Origin of the sequence: Faecalibacterium sp. i21-0019-B1 (genome assembly GCF_042852915.1) — a bacterium.
Classification (GTDB): Bacteria; Bacillota; Clostridia; order Oscillospirales; family Ruminococcaceae; genus Faecalibacterium; species Faecalibacterium taiwanense.
Genome location: NZ_AP031425.1, coordinates 1887440 through 1906783 on the forward strand (window position 1 = coordinate 1887440; position 19344 = coordinate 1906783).

Annotated in this window: 18 protein-coding genes; 3 read left to right on the top strand and 15 right to left on the bottom strand. The window is 58.6% G+C overall.

The window, feature by feature from the left end; translation table 11 throughout:
* Window positions 1–153 precede the first annotated feature (153 nt).
* Window positions 154–1701 carry an RsmB/NOP family class I SAM-dependent RNA methyltransferase gene (locus tag ACGHP1_RS09475; protein ID WP_390509178.1) on the bottom strand — a complete coding sequence of 516 codons (1548 nt, stop codon included), beginning with the start codon at window positions 1699–1701 and terminating at the stop codon, window positions 154–156.
* 105 nt (window positions 1702–1806) lie between these two features.
* Between ACGHP1_RS09475 and ACGHP1_RS09480 the strand changes: the two genes are divergently transcribed.
* Window positions 1807–1989, top strand: a complete 183-nt coding sequence (locus ACGHP1_RS09480; RefSeq protein ID WP_097775376.1) for a hypothetical protein — start codon at window positions 1807–1809, stop codon at window positions 1987–1989.
* A gap of 278 nt (window positions 1990–2267) precedes the next feature.
* On the opposite strand, the gene ACGHP1_RS09485 is transcribed toward ACGHP1_RS09480, so the two are convergent.
* The 13 genes from ACGHP1_RS09485 to ACGHP1_RS09545 all read right to left on the bottom strand — a co-directional run bounded on the left by ACGHP1_RS09485 (window position 2268) and on the right by ACGHP1_RS09545 (window position 16547).
* Window positions 2268–2672, bottom strand: coding sequence for a Mini-ribonuclease 3 (locus tag ACGHP1_RS09485; protein WP_097775375.1), 405 nt, complete (start codon window positions 2670–2672; stop codon window positions 2268–2270).
* 147 nt (window positions 2673–2819) lie between these two features.
* Complete coding sequence (gene obgE, locus ACGHP1_RS09490; RefSeq protein WP_338428289.1) at window positions 2820–4103, bottom strand: GTPase ObgE; 1284 nt, start codon at window positions 4101–4103, stop codon at window positions 2820–2822.
* 243 nt (window positions 4104–4346) lie between these two features.
* On the bottom strand, window positions 4347–4598 hold the full coding sequence (rpmA, locus tag ACGHP1_RS09495) for a 50S ribosomal protein L27 (protein WP_005945908.1): 252 nt from the start codon (window positions 4596–4598) through the stop codon (window positions 4347–4349).
* Between the two features lie 14 nt (window positions 4599–4612).
* Entirely contained in the window at window positions 4613–4924 is a 312-nt protein-coding gene (gene rplU / locus ACGHP1_RS09500; RefSeq protein WP_044954216.1) for a 50S ribosomal protein L21, read from the bottom strand.
* Between the two features lie 148 nt (window positions 4925–5072).
* On the bottom strand, window positions 5073–6125 hold the full coding sequence (gene lgt / locus ACGHP1_RS09505) for a prolipoprotein diacylglyceryl transferase (RefSeq protein WP_097781707.1): 1053 nt from the start codon (window positions 6123–6125) through the stop codon (window positions 5073–5075).
* The gene (gene yfmH, locus ACGHP1_RS09510; protein ID WP_223389703.1) at window positions 6122–7432 is read right to left on the bottom strand and encodes an EF-P 5-aminopentanol modification-associated protein YfmH; all 1311 of its coding nucleotides are present in this window, start codon (window positions 7430–7432) and stop codon (window positions 6122–6124) included. The genes lgt and yfmH overlap by 4 nt, the downstream gene beginning before the upstream one ends.
* A complete protein-coding gene (locus tag ACGHP1_RS09515; protein ID WP_242702966.1) occupies window positions 7419–8714 on the bottom strand; it encodes a pitrilysin family protein in 1296 nt (431 codons plus the stop codon). Before ACGHP1_RS09515 ends, yfmH begins: the two co-directional genes overlap by 14 nt.
* Before the next feature lie 39 nt (window positions 8715–8753).
* Window positions 8754–9566: a D-alanyl-D-alanine carboxypeptidase family protein gene (locus ACGHP1_RS09520; protein ID WP_390509183.1), complete on the bottom strand. Its 813-nt coding sequence runs from the start codon at window positions 9564–9566 to the stop codon at window positions 8754–8756.
* A 341-nt stretch (window positions 9567–9907) separates the two neighbouring features.
* Complete coding sequence (locus tag ACGHP1_RS09525) at window positions 9908–11107, bottom strand: aspartate kinase (RefSeq protein WP_005945897.1); 1200 nt, start codon at window positions 11105–11107, stop codon at window positions 9908–9910.
* A 93-nt stretch (window positions 11108–11200) separates the two neighbouring features.
* Window positions 11201–12106, bottom strand: a complete 906-nt coding sequence (gene thrB / locus ACGHP1_RS09530; RefSeq protein ID WP_005945895.1) for a homoserine kinase — start codon at window positions 12104–12106, stop codon at window positions 11201–11203.
* Window positions 12107–12134: 28 nt separating this feature from the next.
* Window positions 12135–13370, bottom strand: a complete 1236-nt coding sequence (locus ACGHP1_RS09535; protein WP_371292789.1) for a homoserine dehydrogenase — start codon at window positions 13368–13370, stop codon at window positions 12135–12137.
* A 30-nt stretch (window positions 13371–13400) separates the two neighbouring features.
* Window positions 13401–13841 carry an ACT domain-containing protein gene (locus ACGHP1_RS09540; protein ID WP_005945891.1) on the bottom strand — a complete coding sequence of 147 codons (441 nt, stop codon included), beginning with the start codon at window positions 13839–13841 and terminating at the stop codon, window positions 13401–13403.
* Between the two features lie 180 nt (window positions 13842–14021).
* Entirely contained in the window at window positions 14022–16547 is a 2526-nt protein-coding gene (locus ACGHP1_RS09545) for a transglycosylase domain-containing protein (protein WP_390509186.1), read from the bottom strand.
* A gap of 269 nt (window positions 16548–16816) precedes the next feature.
* Here ACGHP1_RS09545 and ACGHP1_RS09550 point away from each other — a divergent pair, with 269 nt between their 5' ends.
* The gene (locus ACGHP1_RS09550) at window positions 16817–17191 is read left to right on the top strand and encodes a hypothetical protein (protein WP_097775368.1); all 375 of its coding nucleotides are present in this window, start codon (window positions 16817–16819) and stop codon (window positions 17189–17191) included.
* A gap of 132 nt (window positions 17192–17323) precedes the next feature.
* A complete protein-coding gene (locus tag ACGHP1_RS09555; RefSeq protein ID WP_154255643.1) occupies window positions 17324–17494 on the top strand; it encodes a hypothetical protein in 171 nt (56 codons plus the stop codon).
* 70 nt (window positions 17495–17564) lie between these two features.
* Here the strand turns inward: ACGHP1_RS09555 and ACGHP1_RS09560 are convergent, their stop codons facing one another.
* Window positions 17565–19343 carry a Na/Pi cotransporter family protein gene (locus ACGHP1_RS09560; protein WP_097775367.1) on the bottom strand — a complete coding sequence of 593 codons (1779 nt, stop codon included), beginning with the start codon at window positions 19341–19343 and terminating at the stop codon, window positions 17565–17567.
* Window position 19344: the final 1 nt, after the last annotated feature.

Below are 19344 nucleotides of genomic sequence, written 5' to 3' on the forward strand. Positions count from 1 at the left end.
TCTCCGCCTGCGGGCAGACGGGCTGTGGTCGCCCGCATTGTGGCAGCACACAAAATCTAACTCTATTATTGTAGCACAACCGGGCAGAGCGTTCAAGCCTTATCCGCCCGGTTTTCAGCATTCTGCGCGGAAAAATGCGCTTTTTCTGCCCGTTCACAGCAGCCGCAGCGCCTTGGGATAATGGTTTTTCACCCGCCCGCCGGACACCTTGCCGCCGCCCAGCGGCCAGCCGTCCACCGTCACGCAGCACCAGCCGTCAGCAGCGATGCGGGCTTCCACCTCACGGCCGGAAAGATACTCCACGCAGCGCGGGTCATCAAGGGTGAGTTCTTCGCGGTTTATGCACTGTGCGCCAAATGCCGTGAACAGATGGTGCTCCGGCACAAAGCGGCCTTTCTGCACGCTGCCCACAAATACGCCCGCCCGCAGCACATGCAGGTTCGTCTGCGGGAACGGCACCGGCAGCAGCACACCGCCGCCGTGCACCACAGCCGGGCGGTCAACCAGCGCCGGGAAATATTGCCCGGCAAACGCGTGCCATGCTGCAAGGCTCTGGGCAGGACTTGTCTCCCCTGCCTGTGCTTCGCGGCTGCGCTTTTCGCCCTGCACCGCTTCCCGGCAGGCACGGGCATTCTCGCGGCGGGCACTGCGGGCATCCGGGGTCTTGGCAGGCTTGCCGCCCTTTCCCTTGGCCTTTTTGCCCGCAGCTTCCGCTGCTGCCAGCCAGAGCTGTTCTTCGGCAGTGTACTCGCCCTCTGCGGGCAGAACGCGCGGAGTGCCAGCTTTGACGAGCCGGGCCATAAAGTGGCCCTCGCCGCCCTGACAGGGCCAGATACGGCGCACCTTGCTCACATCCAGCGGCAGACCGCCGGTGCGGTTGGCTTCGCCCTCACTGCCAAAGGTGTAGTCCACATTTCCCAAGGCATCCGCAAGGGTGAACTCCGGGTGGCGCTGCAGGAACGCCGCCACCTGTCCCTCGTCCTCCTCGGGTGCAAAGGTGCAGGTGGAATACACCAGCTGCCCGCCCGGGGCCAGCACAGCGGCTGCACAGTCCAGAATTTCTGCACCCAGCTCAGCACACTGCTTCACCAGCGCTTCACAGTGCTGCTGACGGGCCACCGGCTCCTTGCGGAACATTCCCTCGCCGGAACAGGGCGCGTCCACCAGCACCCGGTCAAAAAATTCCGGCAGCACATCCGCAATGCGGGCGGGCGTCTCATTGAGCACCACCGCATTGGACACGCCCATGCGTTCCAGATTGCTTTTCAGGATATCCGCACGAGCTGCAACGTATTCGTTGCTCACCAGCACACCCCGGCCCTGCAGCGCCGCCGCCAGCTGGCTGCTTTTGCCGCCGGGCGCGGCGCACATGTCCAGCACACGCATCCCGGGCTGCACGCCCAGCAGCGGTGCCGCCGAGGACGCAGACGGCTCCTGCGAGTAGAACACGCCCGCATGGTGGTACGGATGCCGCCCGGGCCGGAATTTCAAATCATCCGGCTGATGCACCACGAATGCCGCCTTGCAAAAGGGCGATGCTTCCAGTGGGAAATCGGCTTTTGCGGCAAACTGCTCCGGTGAGCTGCGCAGGGCCGACACCGTTACGCCGCGCTCCGCCGTTTCCTGCGGGGCTGCATACAGGACATCGAACCGGTCTCCCAGCAGAGCGCGCTCCCGCTGTTCAAAATATTCCATGGGCATTCTGCATTCCTCCTGTGGGATGTATAAAGCCGCCGTCCGCGGCCAAACTAGGTCTTGTGAGGGGCACACCGCCCCGCACGGAAAACCGAAAGGAGATCATTCACTATGGCAACCGAAAACCGCAGCAATAACTGCAAGAATCAGACCTCGAACCGCACGTCCAACCAGACCACCAACAGCGCCACCAACGAGCACAAGCACCCCAACCAGTACACCAAGGGTGCCGACGATGAGAGCGCCAAGAACTCCACGAGCAGCCGTTCCAGCAACGCCAAAAACAGCCGCTAACGCTGCCCTTCGCGCCTGATGGACCACGGGCGCGAACCTCTGATCTTTCTCAAATCGCAAAGCCCGCTGCCCTCCGGCACTGTTTTCCAGTGCGGAAAGCAGCGGGCTTTCGCGTCAGAAGTTGTTTTTATAGTCAGGGTGCGCCGAATGGGCGCGGCTTTTTGCCGCCAGCCAAGGCGGTTTTCCGCAGCAATCCTGATGGATTGCAAGGAAGAGCAACGCAGTATGGCAGCAAAAAGACCGTTCAGGCGGTGTGCAATGATTATGAAAGCAACTTCTCAGGTCTCGTTGGGGTCGAACTGCTGCCACAGTGTTTCAAACAGCTCGTGCACACGGCCCAGCTGACCGTTCAGATACAGCCAGCCCAGCAGGCACTCGAAGCCGGTGGAAGCACGGTATTCCTCCGGGGAAGCGTGCTTTGCCACGCTGGCCTTGCTGGCGTTGCGGCCCCGCTTGAACACGGCCAGTTCGTCCTCAGTGAACAGCGGCTCCAGCAGCTGTTCCTCCCGGAACTGTGCCCGGGCCGAGACGTATTTGACCTTTTCTGCGTTGAGCTTTCCGGCAGACAGGCGGTGATGCTCCACCAGACGCTGTCGCACCAGCAGTTCCAGCACGCTGTCGCCCACAAAGGCCAGCGCCAACGGGCTGAGCTCCCGCGGGTCGATCTTTTCAGGTTCGTTCATAAATATTCTCCAACCCTCTCAGACTCGCATCCGCTCGCCAGCTCCCCCGAAAGGGGGAGCTTTTATTGCACGTACTTTTTAGATGCGTGAAACCTCGCCCTTCGGGAGAGGTGGCAGCGCGGCAGCGTTGACGGAGAGGGTTCTTCTTTAGAAGATATAATCGAACTGGTAATCGCCGATGAGGATGGTGTCGTTCTCCTGCACGCCCTTTGCCACCAGAGCGTCCAGAATGCCGCTCTCGCCCAGCTGACGCTGGAAGAACTGCAGGCTTTCGTAGTCGTCCACATTGCTGCCGGCCAGAATGTATTCCAGCCACGGGGCTTCCACGCTCCATACATGGGCTTCCATGCGCTTGATCTCAAACGCACGGTCGTTGGCCTTGGGTTCGGGCTTCTTGTACTCGGGAGCAAACACCGGCACCGGCGGGATATCCTTCAGGCGGTTATACACGAGGCCCGGCAGTTCCTTCACGCCCTGCATCGTAGCGGCAGAGATGGGCACAAAGGTCAAGCCCTTGCCCTCCACATACTTGCGGAAAGCTTCGATCTGCTCCTCGGTGGCCAGATCGCACTTGTTGCCAATGACGATCTGCGGGCGCTCAGCCAGCACAGGGCTGAACTTTGCCAGCTCCTCGTTGATCTTTTCAAAATCCTCAATGGGTTCACGGCACTCGCTGCCAGAAACATCCACTACATGCAACAGCAGGCGGCAGCGCTCCACATGGCGCAGGAAGTCATGTCCCAGACCGATGCCCTCGCTGGCACCCTCGATCAGGCCGGGGATGTCGGCGCAGACAAAGCTTGCGCCCTCCGCCACGGATACAACGCCCAGCGTGGGCACCAGCGTGGTGAAGTGGTAGTTTGCGATCTTAGGCTTGGCTGCGCTGATGGTGGAAATGAGGGTGGACTTACCCACATTGGGGAAGCCGATCAGACCCACATCGGCGATCAGCTTCAGCTCCAGCGTCACCTGAATGTCTTCGCCGGGCATACCGGGCTTTGCAAACTTGGGGATCTGTCGGGTGGGAGTGGCAAAATGCGCATTGCCGTAGCCGCCGCGGCCACCCTTTGCAATGGTGACTGGGGTGTGGTCGGACAGGTCCGCAATGACAAGGCCGCTCTCGGTGTCCTTGATGACGGTGCCCAGCGGCACCTTGATGACAAGGTTCTCCGCGTTTTTGCCGTGGCACAGGCTTGCACCGCCCTTGCCGCCCTCCGGGGCCACATACTTGCGCTTATAGCGGAAATCCATCAGGGTGGTCAGGTGATCGTCCACCACAAAGATGATATCGCCGCCGCGGCCGCCGTCGCCGCCGTCCGGGCCGCCAGCGGCCACGAATTTTTCACGGTGAAAGCTCACCGCACCGTCGCCGCCCTTGCCCGCGTGGAGCCATATCGTGGCGATGTCGATAAAGTTGGTTTGTGCTGCCATACAGCCCCTCCTTAGTTTTATATGTTCGTTTATTCCCCTTCCCTTGCCGGGAACTCCTTCCGGCATCGCTGCACGATGCCACCTTCCTCAAGGAGGGAGGCTTTAAGGCCCCCTCCCCGAGGGGGCTGTCGCCACAGGCGACTGGGGGAGTTTCTGCCAGACAATCAAAAAGAGAATTCTTCATCAAAAAGAGCCGGGCCACGAGGGTCCGGCTCTCTACGTTTTGCAGTTATCCGAAAGAAGTTACTGCTTGACGCTGCACTTCTTGCCGTCTTTACCCACGCGCTCGAAACGGACGGTACCGTCCACCAGAGCAAACAGGGTGTCATCGCTGCCCTTGCCAACGTTCTCACCCGGCATGATGTGGGTGCCACGCTGACGAACCAGGATGTTGCCGGCCAGAACGAACTGACCGTCTGCACGCTTGGTGCCCAGACGCTGTGCTGCGGAATCGCGGCCGTTCTTGGTGCTGCCTACGCCCTTTTTATGTGCCATTGTAATTTACCTCCTTAGCCGTTGATCGCAGTGATCTCAACCTTGGTGAAGGGCTGACGATGGCCCATACGGCGAGCACTGTGCTTCTTTGCGCGATAGGTGATGATGTTCAGCTTCTTGCCCTTGCCATTCTTGATGACCTTGGCAGTAACGGTAGCACCCTCAACAACGGGAGCGCCAACCTTCACAGAACCCTCCTCGCCAATAGCGAGAACCTGATCAAACTTCACTTCGGAGTCGGCCTCAACGTCCAGCTTTTCGATGTAGACGATGTCGCCCTGCTCCACGCGGTACTGCTTACCGCCGGTAACAATGATTGCGTACATTTTGTTCATTCCTTTTCGTTGTACTCGCTGGTCGTAAAGGCAGGCCCTTACACTGGGCCATTTCAGGCGCCCACACCATGCGGCTAGAATATTATAGCAAAAAAACGATGGAAATGCAAGAGGAATTTTCCTCTTTCCGAAGGATTTTTTATTTTTCCGTCTTCCCGCTTTCCGCGATGGTGCGTTTTACTTCGGCATTATACGCTTCGGTGCGCTCCACGAAGAGCTTGCGCGGGCTGGAAGCCAGTAGTTCAGTATCTGTATCCGTCATCAGACCGATAACAGTTTTTTCTTTGCTCAGCTTATTGACTGCGGCTTTGTTGTCCGCCGTCATTGCCAGCTTTACCATCAGGGGCTTGTCCTTGAACTTGTGGGTGAAGTAAATTTCCGCAGCCACACCGACTACCACAGCGATACCTGCCACCAGCTGGGATACCCGCAGACCAATGGAGGGCACCAGCATCAGACTGTCGGTGCGCAGGGCTTCGATCCAGAAGCGGCCCGCGCCGTACCAGATCATATACCGCAGGGCAATGTCACCGTTGAACTTGCGCTTTTTAATGTAACGGAACAGCAGGAGAAAGCCCACGAAACACCAGATGCTTTCGTACAGGAAGGTGGGATGCACCGGCAGATTCGGGTCAATGGTCACGCCGCTCTGGGCCGTGACTGTGCTGCCCATCAGGTAAGCGCGGGTCGTTTCGCTGAACATGCCCCACGGCAGGGTGGTATTGCAGCCGAAGGCCTCCTGATTGAAAAAGTTGCCCCAGCGGCCGCAGCCCTGTCCCAACAGAAAGCCCATAGCGGTCAGGTCGAACATGGGCAGCACCGGCACGCCCCGCCGTTTGCAGGCCAAGCCACCGAACAGAAAGCCGCCGATGATGCCACCGTAGATGGCAAGGCCGCCATCCCGAATGGCGATCATCTCCCAGATGCTTTCGTATTTAAAGGGTGCCATGGCCACATAGTAGGCGCGGGCGCTGACAATGCCCAGCACGATGCCAATCAAGATCACGTCCACCATGCTGTCCGGGTCCACGCCGAACTCGATGCTGTGGCGGAACGCAAATACCAGCGCCAGACAGATGCCAAAGGCAATGCACACGCCATACCAGTAAATATTGAACCCGCCAATGGAAAGGGCCACGCGGTTGATCTCAAAGCTCAGGCCCAGCCCCGGGAACTGCACCAGATTTGTCATTCTGCTTCCTCCTCGTTCTCGGCCAGCGGCGCAGTGCCATCTGGCAGAATATCCATCACAGCCATGCGGTCGGTGCTGAGGATGTGCTGCAGCGCAGCGTCCGCATCCTCGGCAGTCAGCCCTGCCAGCATGGTGATCTGCTGCGCCACCGTCTGGCCGGAGAGGGCAAAGTCTGCCATCTGGCTGGCCGAGTCCTCCACATTTTCCAGATTTTCGATCAGCTGGCCGTACTTTTCGTTCTTGCACAGGGTAAAGATCTCCCGGTCCACACCCGCGGCACGGATGCGGGCGATCTCGTCCAGAAGCATCTGCTTCACGGCATCGGGGGCATCGCTCTCGCCGGTGAACAGGATGCAGCAGCAGCCGTCCACCCGCAGCACTTCCCCGCCAAAGCCGGGGTTCACAAGGCCCCCGTCGTACAGGCGGCGGTACAGCGGCGACATGCCGCCTGTGATGCAGCTCAGGATCAGATCATACAGCGCTTCAGTGCGCAGATCGTTCGGGGGCAACGGCTTCTCCTTGAAGCCCACGCCGAAGCAGGGCTTGGACACCGGCATTTTCAGGGTCTTATGGGCTGCCGCCAGCGTCATGGGTTCCGGCTTCCACAGCCGCTGCACCCTTTCGGTGCTACGCGGTCTCATCAGGCCGTGGCGCTCACAGGCAGCCAGGATCTGCTCCATGGTAGTGTCGCCGGCAGCCGCCAGCACCATATTGCCCGGTGCATAGAAGGCCTTGCAGCTGTCGTAAAGCATCTCCGGCGTGATCTCAGCAATGCTCTCCACCGTGCCCGCGATATCGCTGCGGATGGGATGCTCGTGGTACAAGCACTCGAACAGGCCGGTGATGAGCCGCCAGTCCGGGCTGTCATCGTACATTTTGATCTCCTGTCCGATGATGCCCTGCTCCTTGGCGATGGTCTGCTCGGTAAAGTACGGATGAGTCACCATGCCCAGCAGCACATCCAAGCTTTCGTCCAGCTGCTGGGTCGCAGTGAACAGGTAGCAGGTGCGGTCAAAGCTGGTAAATGCGTTGGCATTGGCACCGGTCTTGGCATACTTTGCAAAGGCATCGCCGTCCTGATCTTCAAACATCTTGTGCTCGAGGAAGTGTGCCACGCCTGCAGGCAGATGCACCTCTTTGCCGTCCAGCCGGAAATCCCGGTCAATAGAGCCAAAGCGGGTAGCAAAAATGACATGGGTGCTGGAATAACCCGGCATGGGCCGCACGATAACGGTCAGTCCGGAGGGCAGGGTCTGCCACTGGTCAGCCACGGTCTTTTCCAGCAGGGTCTGGTTATTCTGCGGCATGAGCAGCCACCTCCTTTGTGAGCAGATAGCTGACCGAGAGGGTCAGTTTGCGCAGAATGGCGCGCACGTCGTCCTTGGTCACGGCCTGCAGAGCGGCGCGGGCTTCGGCGGGTGTCTGCACTTTGGCCGGGTCGCCGCCGCGCAGCACTTCAATGTAATACCATGTCTCGATGCCGCCCAAGGTATCCTCTACCCCCTGCATCCCGCTCAGCAGACCCCGACGGCAGTCCTCAAATTCATCGTCGGTGATGGGGCCATCGCACAGGTCGGCCAGTTCCTTCAAAATGGCCCGCTCTGCCCGGGCTGCGTCGGCGTGCTCCACGCCGCTGTTCACAGCCATGCTTCCGGTAAAGCTCTGGAACGAGGACGAGCAGTAGTAGCACAGGTGGTCACGCTCGCGCACATTCAGGAACAGGCGGCTGGTCACACTGCCGCCGTACAGCGCCATGGCAAGGCGCACAGCAGCCAGCTGTTCGGTGCGCATGGGTTCGCCCAGCGTGAACAGCATGCAGAGCTTCGCCTGCACCATATCATAGGTTTCGGTTTTGTGCACCGGCTCCCGGCGGGGCATGGCAATGTTTTCCGCCAGCGGCAGCGGTGCGCGGTCAATTGCCGCAAGCTCTGCCAGCAGTGCATCCTTTACCGCAGCGGTCTGCTCTGCCGTGCAGCCCAACACAAGCAGTTCAATGTTGGCGGTGCGCAGCATCTCGTAATAGGCTGCGGTAAGCTGTTCCGGTGTCAGGCCTTCCACCTCTTCCAGATAGCCCTCCTGCCGCACACCCGCCGGGCTGTCGCCAAAGAATTCCCGGTTGGCCTGATGCAGGCAGTAAAGGCGCTTATCGTTGATCTCATCTTCCAGCGCCTTTTTCAGCATCTGCTTTTCAATGCCCACGGCTTCCGGATCAAAAGTGCCGCCCACAAAATACGGGTGAAAGGCCGCACCCAGTGCAATGGATGCATATTCCCTTGTAAGGGTCTCCCCTTCCAGCGCAAACTGATCCTTGATACCGGTAACACTAACACACAGGTTGTGGCTGCAGCCCATGGGCCGGGCATCCACTGTGAGGTCTGCACCGTAGAGCTTGGCCAGCTTTTTGGTCAGGCGGGTCATATCCGGGCAGTCGGCATAGCCGCGCTCCAGCACCAGCGGCAGCAGCGCATGTGCTGTGGCCGTTTCCCGCTTTGCCGGAAAGGCAAAGTGGACGCTGATGCGGCAGCGGTTGAATTTTTCCGCCGGGTCACAGGAAAGATGCACACCCGGCGCAATGAGAGTACGTTCCAATTTGTTCCTCCGCCCTGCTTTCACAGGGAGCTTTTATTTTTATGATGCCTTCTGCAAGGCAAGAAATTCTTCCAGACTCAAGCCGCTGGCACGGATGGCAAGGGCATTTTCAACGCCCACATACCGCCAGTGCCACGGCTCAAACACCACGCCGGTAGCAGCCTGCCTGTCCTGCGGATAGCGCAGGATAAAGCCGTATTCGGCGGCGTAGGCGGTGAGCCACTCGTAGGCGCGGGTTGTATCAAAGCCGGTATCACGGGTCGGGTAGTCCGTACTGAGGATATCCGCCGCATAGCCGGTGCCGTGATCATTGCATTCCGCAGGCGGCTGGATATCTGCCGCAAGGCTGGCGGCTTCTTCCTCGGTTTTGCCCTTTTCCAGATACTGTTGCTTCTGCGTCTCATAGGCCGCGCTGCGGACATCTGCGTCCTGATAACCTGCCGTCAGTACCAGTGCAACACCGTCCTCGGCCGCAGCCGCAGCCATTTTCTGGTAGGCTGCAGCTGCTTCGGCTTCCAGTTGAATACCGCTGGCTTCATCGGCATCGGCAAGGGCCGGAGAGGGTTCCTCGGCAAAAGGCAGATTGGTGTTCACCAGCACAAAACGCTCATCGTCAGCATCAAAGCTGTAGCCGGTGCCATCGTAGCTTGCCGTATCAAAGCTCTGCGGCCCTGCAAGCATGGCGTTCACCTTTGGCAGCAGCCAGAGGATGCCTTTGGTCATAAGCGCCACAATGGCGGCGCAGACGAGAATGAGAATGGCCCAGTTGCGGGCCAGACGCAGCCGCTTGCGGCGCTTCCACTGAGCGCGGGTCAGGCGGGGCTTTGCAGCATTTCTATCAGTCGGTTCCATGGTGCGTTGCAGCTCCTTTTGCAGAATTTGCAGCGCACTGCGCCGCACAGATACAGTGTATATTATACACCCCTTTGCATTTTGTGTAAACGCCGGAAGTGTAAAATAAGTATGACCGTCCTCGTCAGCGGCCTTGCCCTCTCCGTCCGCTCACGCTGTTCGCGTCCACCTCTCCCAAAGTGAGAGGCCTTGGCAGAACCAGAAAGTTTTTCTCTTCGCCAGAGGCTCGCCCTTTGGGAGAGCTGTCGCGTAAGCGACTGAGAGGGCGAGGCCGTTAACAAAAAGAGCGCTGTACAGCTTCCAAAGAAACTGTACAGCGCACAAAATTCATTTTTTACAAATCAGTCAAACAGCATATCGTGGATCGCAGAAACAGCCTTGTCGGCATCGTCGCGGTTGATGATGCAGGAGATCTTGATCTCACTGGTGGAGATCATCTTGATGTTGATGTTGTTGTTGGACAGTGCCTCAAACATCTTGGAAGCAACGCCGCTGTGGCTCTGCATACCGGCACCCACAATGGAGACCTTGGCGCAGGTGGTGTCCACGCTCACATCGTTGAAGTGTGCGCTTTCCTTCAGCACGCGCATGGCCAGATCGGCTTCGCCCTCAGAGCAGGTAAAGCTGATATCCTTCTTGCCGTCACGGCCGGTGGACTGCAGGATGATGTCCACGTTGATGTTCTTCTGGGCCAGCAGACCGAAGATCTTGAAGCTCATGCCCGGCTCATCGGGAACGTTCAGAATCGTGATAACAGCAACATCAGTGTCTTTTGCGACACCCTTGATCAGCATACCTTCCATGTCTTTTGTAACCTCCTTGACCACCGTACCGGGCACGGGATTCAGGCTGGAGAGCACCTCCAGCTCCACATTATACTTTTTGGCCAGCTCCACGCTGCGGTTGTTCAGCACCTGTGCACCCAGAGATGCCAGCTCCAGCATCTCGTCAAAGGTGATCTCATCCAGCTTGCGGGTGTTGCGCACCTTGCGCGGGTCGGCCGTGTAAACGCCTTCCACATCGGTAAAGATCTGGCAGCGGTCTGCGTGCAGGGCTGCTGCAATGGCAACAGCGCTGGTGTCGGAACCGCCACGGCCCAGAGTGGTGATGTCATCCATCTTGTTCAGGCCCTGGAAGCCCGCCACAACGACCACACGGTTGCGCTCCAGCTCAGAAGAGATGCGCTCTGTCTCCAAGCGGGTGATGCGCGCCTTGGTATAGGCGCGGTCGGTGCGGAAGCCAGCCTGCCAGCCGGTCAGGCTGATGGCATGGCAGCCCAGCTCATTCAGTGCCATGGCCAGCAGCGAAATGCTAATCTGCTCGCCGCTAGCCAGCAGCATATCCATTTCACGGGCCGAAGGGTTGTGGGTGATCTCCCCAGCCTTGGCGATCAGGTCATCGGTGGTATCGCCCTGAGCAGACACCACCACAACTACGTCATTGCCCGCGTTGTGGGTGTTTGCCACAATGCGTGCCACGTTGAAGATACGGTCACGGTCCTTCACCGAAGAACCGCCGAACTTCTGTACGATCAACGCCATATCTTGTCACTCTCCTCTTTTTGTCCCTTTGTCAAAAGGGGGTACACCGGGCGGAAGCGGTCAGCAGCGCCTTGCACTTCCCTTACCCATTTATCATTCCACCGTTGCGCCGGTGTTATCGGCATCCAAACGCAGCAATGTAAATGCTTCACATCCGTCCAGACCTTCCAGCAGCTCCAGACCCTTTTCCAGCTTGGAATAGAACTTTTCGGCCTCCGCCTTTTCCGCTACGGCCATCACGGTGCTGCCCGCACCGGAAACGTAAACAGCCTTTGCCCCGCACAGGCGTGCCATATCGAACACTTCCTTGGAGCCGGGCATCAGCGGCATACGGTAGGGCTGGTGCAGCTTATCCTCGGTGGCAATGGCCAGCAGATCATGTCTGCCCTCGCAGAAGGCGGCGGGCACCAGCGCAGCGCGCGAAAGATTATATACCGCATCCTTGTGGGAGACCTCTTTGGGCAGGGCCGCACGAGCGGCTTCCGTCAGCAGCTTGTAGTCCGGCACGATGGCGGCGAAGCACAGCGTTTCATCCACATTGCGCTTGACCGAGTACACCTTGCCGTCCTCAAACACGCTGCTGGTCAGGCCGCCCAGAAGAGCCGGGGCCACGTTATCCGGGTGGCCCTCAATGGAGGTGGCCAATGTGAGCAGCTCCTGCGTGTTGAGCACATCGCCCAGCATCCGGTTTGCACCCAGCAGACCCGCGATGATGCAGGCCGAAGAAGAACCAAGGCCGCGCGCCATGGGGATGGGGTTGGTCTGGGTGATCTTGAGGGGCGGGATCTGCTTGCCCACCTTCTCAAACAGACCCTTTGCCGAACGGTACACGAGGTTCGATTCACCGCGCGGGATGCGGGTACCGTCCGCAGACGAGATATCCAGCACTTCGCTCTCTTCAAAGGTGACCGTATTATACAGCGTCACCGCCAGACCCAGCGCATCAAAGCCGGAGCCGATGTTTGCACTGGTGGCCGGGACAGAAACCTTGATCTTCATAGCCGCCGCACCTTTCCTTATTCCGTTATCAGTTTTCTTCCGGCAGACGCTTGAGCACCAGCTTCACGCTGCCGCCCACGGCTTCCACCTTGCGGGCTGCTTCGGCCAGTGCCTTTTCGTCGGCGCGCTCCACAAAGTAGGCGCAGCCTTCGTAGCGTTCGTCCACCACCCTGCCATAGCCGTAGATGGCTTCCACCACCGCCGGAGCAATGCCTGCTACACGCACATAATATGCAGCAGGAACCGGGTCGGTGAGCATTCCCTCCACTGGCTCAGCAGGCTGCCAGAACAGGCTGTCGTGCACCTTGGAGCCATGCTTCAGGGCATCCACAACGTCGGCCACCACGGCGCTGGCGGTGGGCAGCTTGCCTGCGCCCTTGCCGTAGAACACCACGTCGCCCAACATATCGCCCTTGACCAGCACTGCATTGAACACATCGTCCACGCTGGCCAGCTGGTTTGCCTTGGGCACCAGACACGGCTCCACACCGGCAGCCACGCTGCCGTCCTTGCCGCGCTTCATCCATGCGATCAGCTTGATCACACAGCCCAGCTTTTCCGCCGCTTCCACATCTGCCGTGGTAATGGCACGGATGCCGCGGGTGGGAATGTTCTGGGGGTAGATCTGATGGCCGCACACCAACGAGGACAGAATGGCGATCTTGCGGCAGGCATCACGGCCGTCCACATCGTCGCTGGGGTCCTTCGTCTCGGCGTAGCCCAGCTCTTGCGCGATCTTCAGCGCATCGTCAAAGCCCAGATTTTCGCGCACCATCTTGGTGAGCATGAAGTTGGTGGTGCCATTCACGATGCCCTCCACCTCGGTGATGACGTTTGCCGCCAGACACTGGTGCATCGGGGTGATGATGGGCGTACCGCCGCCCACAGAAGCCTCGAACAGGAAGGCACAGCCGTGCTCTTTGGCAAGGCCCAGCAGCTCTGCGCCGTAGGTGGCCACCATCTCCTTGTTGGAGGTGCATACGCTGCGGCCGCTCTCAAGGCAGGCCTTTACATACGGATACGCAAAGCGGGTGCCGCCGATGGTCTCCACCACCACCTTGATCTCCGGGTCTTCCAGAATGGTATCGAAGTTCTTTATAAACAGGTGTGCATCCGGATGGTTTGAAAAATCCTTCGGGTCAAGGATGTACTTGACCTCCACCGGCTCACCTGCACGGCGGGAGACACCCGCAGCGTTGCGGCACAGTACCTCGTACACGCCGCTGCCCACCGTGCCAAAGCCCAGAATTGCAATTTTAGCCATTGTTGTTCTCCCTCGTTTTCTGAAGACTGCTTACAGATTGTACCCGCAGTGCACACCTACCACCATACGCTGACGCGAAAGTTTTTCGGTCAGCTCTTCGGGGGTCATCTGCATGGTATCGGTGCGGATGGTGACTGCCACCAGTGCGGCACCGTTTTCCGGTGTGGACTGGTTGATGGTCACAATGCTTGCACCTGCGGCGCTGATGCCGGCCAGCAGGCTCTGCAGTGCACCGGTCTCGTCCCGCAGAGTAGCCATGACGGTGATCACCTCACGGCCATTCTCGGAGTCAAAAATGCAATCCTTATACTTATAAAAAGCGCTGCGCGAAAGATCGACTGCGCGGGTGGCTGCGGAAATGCTGCGTGCCTCCCCGCTGGCCAGAAGTTCCTTGGCACGCACCACCTTGAGAAAAACCTCAGGCAGCACCTGCGCATCTACCAGATAAAAGCGGCGTTCCAACTTGTTCACCTCACAAACACAAGTGTTCTTGCAGTGAATATAATAGCATCCGGCCCCCTGCAATGCAAGAGGTCGGATGCGTTTTTGTCAGATTATCCAGTTTTGCTGCGGCAAGCGCGGTATTTCCTTGCCGGATTCACTCCGCGCCGGTGCCGATAGTACGCCTTTTGTCCTTCATATGGCTACAGATCAGTCTGTATCCTGATTACCTGTATCCGCAGGAATGACAGCCTGCTCCGGTGCCGCAGTCTCCGCAGGTGCAGCCGCTGCAGGAGCTGCTGCATGGGAGTAGTTGCAGGTACCAGGCAGATCATCGGCGCGGTAGTAGCCCACGGCGGTGCTGGGGCAGGAGCCGCCTGCCAGCAGGCCGCTCTGGGTGCAGTAGCGGCGCTCCACCACACCGGCAGAGGTCGGGAATGCCTTATACGGCAGGTTTGCCTGCACCTGTTCCATCAGGGCCTTCCACGCCATAACACAGGTACGGGTCTTGGCCTGCTGCTTACCCAGCGTCTTGGTCATATCATAGGGTGCATCGTAGCCCCACCACACGGCGGTAACGTAGTACGGCGTGCCGCCCACGAACCACAGATCCTTTTCGTCGCTGGCGGTACCGGTCTTGCCAAAGGCTTCCATGCCGTTGGAGTTGGGGTAGCGGCCGCCGGCGGTGCCCACGCTGGAGTACAGAACGTTCTTCAGCAGGCGGTTCATCACATAAGCGGTATCCGGGGTCAGGGCCTGATAGCTGGTGGAGTTGTTCTCCAGATAGATATTGCCGTCACGGTCCAGCACGCGGGTATACAGGTGCGGGGTGGTGTACTGGCCATCGTAGAAGATCTGGAACGCAGCTGCCAGCGCCGTGGGCGTAACGCCATGGGTCTGACTGCCCATGACCATCTGCGCCAGACCCACATCGTTTACCGGGTCCAGCGTGTTCAGCTGCAGGGTGTTGTACACAAAATTGAAGATGTTGCTTGCGCCCACCAGATCACCCACACGCACCGCAATGGTGTTCAGCGAGCGGGCCAGACCGTTCCACAGCGGCACATCACTGTTGTCGCCGTAGCTGCCGTCATAGTTACGGGGCCAGCTGCGCCATGCGTTGGGATAAGCGCGCAGCTGCTTGTCGGAAAGGCCCATCAGGCCGTTCTTGCGGCAGTAATCCTCATCGCGGATCACCATATCCTGCTTCTGATACAAGGGCGAGTTGTTGAGCATGGTGGACCAGTTCACCAGACCATACTCTACACCCAGTGCATACGCACCGATAGGCTTGATGGTAGAACCCGTCTGACGAGTGACACTGTAGGCACGGTTCAGCGAGAGGCTCTTGTTCTTTTCGCCCAGACCACCCACAATGGCGATCACATTGCCGTCATAGTCCAGCGTGACCATGGCTGCCTGAGTACGCACATTGCGGTAATAGTAAACGGTACCGTCGTCGCCGGTGCGGGTCTTGGGCGTACCGTCCTCGTTCATCACCTGTACATCGTCGTCCGAGATGGAGGTCACCTCTTCCTCATGCCAGCCGGCCGGGAAGTAGGCATCATCCGTGTTGAGCATCAGGTTTTCCATGGCGGACTGCGCCTTGGTGTTCACAGTCGACTCAACGGTAAAGCCGCCGGTGTACAGCAGCTTCTGTGCCTCGGATTCCGAAATGTTTTCCTTGTCCATAATGTCCTGCACCAGCTCGGTGAACAGTGCATCGGTAAAGTAAGAGGTAACGGAAGAATTCTTCTTGGTATCCTCTTCCTCGGCCAGTACCAGCGGCTGGGCCGCTGCGTTGCGGTAGTCCTCTTCGCTGATCACGCCCTGCTGCCACATGTTGTACATGAGGAAGTTACGGCGGTTGATCAGGTTTTCGGGGTTGGTGTAGGGGTTATAGTTGGTGGGGTTTTTGGTGATGGACGCAATGGTCGCACACTCCCACAGGGTCAGCTGGCTGACATCCTTATTAAAGTATTCGTTGGCCGCAGTCTGCACGCCCTGAATGGTGCCGGTAAAGCTGATGGTGTTCAGGTACGCTTCCAGAATGGTCTCCTTGGAATAGCTGCGGCTCAGGCAGAGGGCGCGGTAGATCTCGCGCAGCTTGCGCAGTGCGCCTTCAATGCCGCTGGCGCTCTTGTCGTCGGTCAGGTTCTTGATCAGCTGCTGCTCCAGCGTGGATGCACCCTGCTTGGAGCTGTAGATGGGCAGCAGGTATTCGTTGACCATTGCGCCGATGGTGCGCTTGAAGTTGACGCCGGGCTCGTTGTAAAAGTCCTTATCCTCGGTGCAGATGAACGCATACTGCAGGTTCGTGGGGATCTGCTCCAGATCCGCCCACACGCGGTGGCTGTTGGAAGAGCGCAGCGTGGCATACTCCACCTGTGCACCGGTGTCCGGGTCGGTGGCCATCACCACACTGGACTGGCTCAGCTCAATGTTGTCCAGATCCAGCAGGTCGCCGTCGTTGGCGGTAGCCTGCACCACGTAATACACAGCACCCACTGCCACCAGACTGCCTGCCATGATGCCCAGACAAATCAGTGTAGCAATGGTTCGGCCAATGAAGCGCAGAATGGGATGTCTGCCCTTTTCACAGGGTTCCTTTGGTTCTTTGGGTTCCCGGCCGCGTCTGGGTCCCGGCTGGGACTCCCGGCGGCTGTTGCTCACATTTACCTTCCGCCCCGCCGGTGCCGGGGAATGCCCCTCACCGGCACGGTTGATCTTTCTCATATCGGAGATAGAAATCGCCTCCTAACATTCAGGCTGCTTTTTCAGCGCCATGCGCTGGTACTTTTCCATCAAAGCGCACAGAACTGCACGCAATACCATATTATAGCACGTGCACAGAACGCGGGCAAGAACCAATCTTCGGCCCTGATAGGTCTAATCATCTGTAGTATAACACAATCTGCCGGACAAAGTACAGCATTCCCGTGTGAAAATTGACTGTGCCCCCTTGTTTTGGGGCATACTTCAGCCGGAAAGGAGCGTGTTTCTCCATGCGCAAACTGTGCACCTGCCTGTTCTACGGGCTGTGCGTATTCACCATCGTGTTCAGCCTGTTCTGGATGGCCCTGCCCAAGCTCAGCCTTCCGGTGCCCGACCCCGGCAGCGAAGCACCGCCTTCCTCCGCAGCAGACCTTGCCGCACAGGCCATGCCGGAGCTTGCTGCCCAAAGCTACCGCCTGTGCGACAAAGGCGGGCGCGTGGCCGTTTACCGCTGCGGCACCAATGGCCAGCCGGATGTGCTTGTCACCGTCACCGGCATCTACACCAATCTTCTGCCGGAGAACGATGCCGTGCGCATCAAGCGCGGTGTGACCGTGTACAGCGAACGGGAACTGGACCTGCTGCTGGAAGATCTGGGCGGTTGAGTGCAGAATGCTCAATTTTTATCTACTTTTACTGATTATTTTTATTGACATCCCGATGTAAAAATTATATAATGATAATAGAAGTAAAGTTTTTTAACCGCCTGCAGCGATCATAAAAGGAAGTGCTTCCTCATGTCAGAACAGATCACCCTCCATTACCAGTGCCGTCTTTGCGGCAAGCAGCTGGACCGCGGTATCCACCTCGGCCCGCCCAGCCCCGGCACCTGCAGCAAAGCCGCCAAGGTGGACGGCTTTCACGGGCCGCACCGCTGGGTCATTGTCTCTTTGCCCAAAAGTGCCTGAGCACTCCATTTCACTGTGATGCAAAAAGGACCTCCGGATGCTTCTCCGGAGGTCCTTTTCTCATTCAGGTTCAGGCTTCCATTTCTTCCAGCGGAACAAGGTAGGCCTTGCGGCACTCCTCGTATTCCAGCATGTAGTCCTTGGTGGGGTTGTGGTGCATGATGCTCTTGAGGGTGTGGGAGTCGTAGTCCTCGCCGGCATCCATGCCGATCAGGCGGGCAGCAACGTTGGAGCAGTGATCCGAGATACGCTCTGCATTGTTCAGCACATCCAGGAACACGACACCCGTATCAATGGAGCACACGCCGTCCTTCAGGCGCAGGATGTGCTGGTCGCGCAGGCGCTCCGCCATCACATCGATCACCTCTTCCAGCGGTTCCACCTGAGCCGCCAGACGCATATCGCTGTTTTCAAAGGCATCGTTGGTCAGGTTCAGGATGCGGTTCAGCGCATTCTCCAGCAGCTGCAGCTCCTTGGTGGCGTTTTCACTGAAGGACGCTTCCTTTTCCTGCAATTCTTCTGCCTTTTCCATAATGTTCACCGCATAGTCGCCGATGCGCTCGAACTCGGTAACAAAATTCAGCAGTTCGGTCACAGTGTGGCTCTCATCGTCGCCCAGCTCCTGATCGGTCATCTTGATCAGATAGTTGGAGATTGCCACCTCCATGCGGTCGATCAGGTTTTCACGCACCCGGATGGCGCTGACGGTATCCTCGTCCATCTTCAGCAGCAGCGGTGCAGCCAGATTCACATTGCGGGCAGCACGGCGGGACATCTTGATCACAGCGCTCTTAGCCTGCTGCAGGGCCACAGCCGGGCTTTTGAACAGGCGCTCGTCCAGCACCGGCATGCTCAGCTCCTGTGCTTCCTCGGCGCTGTCCGGCACAGTGAGCAGTGCCAGCTTGGACAGCACACCGCTGCACGGCAGGAACAGCAGCATGGCGCACACGCTGGAAAGGGTGTGGATGTTTGCAATGGTGCTCTTGTTCATCACGTCGTTCCACATGGGGATGCCAACGGTGAACTGCACCGCATACACCAGTGCCAGCAGGATCACGCTGCCAATGATGTTGAAGTACAGATGGATCAGTGCAGCGCGCTTGCCGTCCTTGGAGGAGCCGCCAATGGTGAGCAGCGGCGTAAAGGCCGTGCCGATGTGTGCGCCCAGAATAATGGGGATGGCAGAGCTGAAGGTGACCAGACCCGTGCTGGACAGTGCCTGCAGGATACCCACCGATGCCGAGGAGGACTGGATGATCACCGTGACCACCACGCCCACCAGAATGCCCAGAACGGGATTCGTCATGGTAACGAACAGATTCTGGAACACGGCGCTCTCACGCAGAGGAGCCACACCGGTGTCCATCAGGCTCATGCCGGTAAACAGGATGCCGAAGCCCAGCATGATCTGGCCGATGTTCTTCCTTTTAGCGCTGCGCAGGAACACATAAAAAATGCAGCCGATAAACGCCACCACGGGCGCAAAGGTCTTGGGCTGGATCAGTGTCAGCCAGAGACTGTCACCGGAGATATCCGCCATGCGGATCAGCTGGCCGGTAACAGTGGTACCAATGTTTGCACCCATAATGACGCCTACCGACTGCGTAAGGGTCATGATGCCGGAGTTTACCAGACCGACACAAATAACGACCGTGCCGGCCGAGGACTGGATGACACCCGTGATGAGGGTGCCAAAAATAACGCCCTTGAGCGTTGAGGAGGTCAGCTTTTGCAGCACGCCCTGCATTTTGCCGCCGGCCAGTTTTTCCAGACCAGCGCCCATAATGGACATGCCGTACAGAAACAGCGCAATTCCACCCAACAGAGAGGTAATGTGTGTGATATCCATA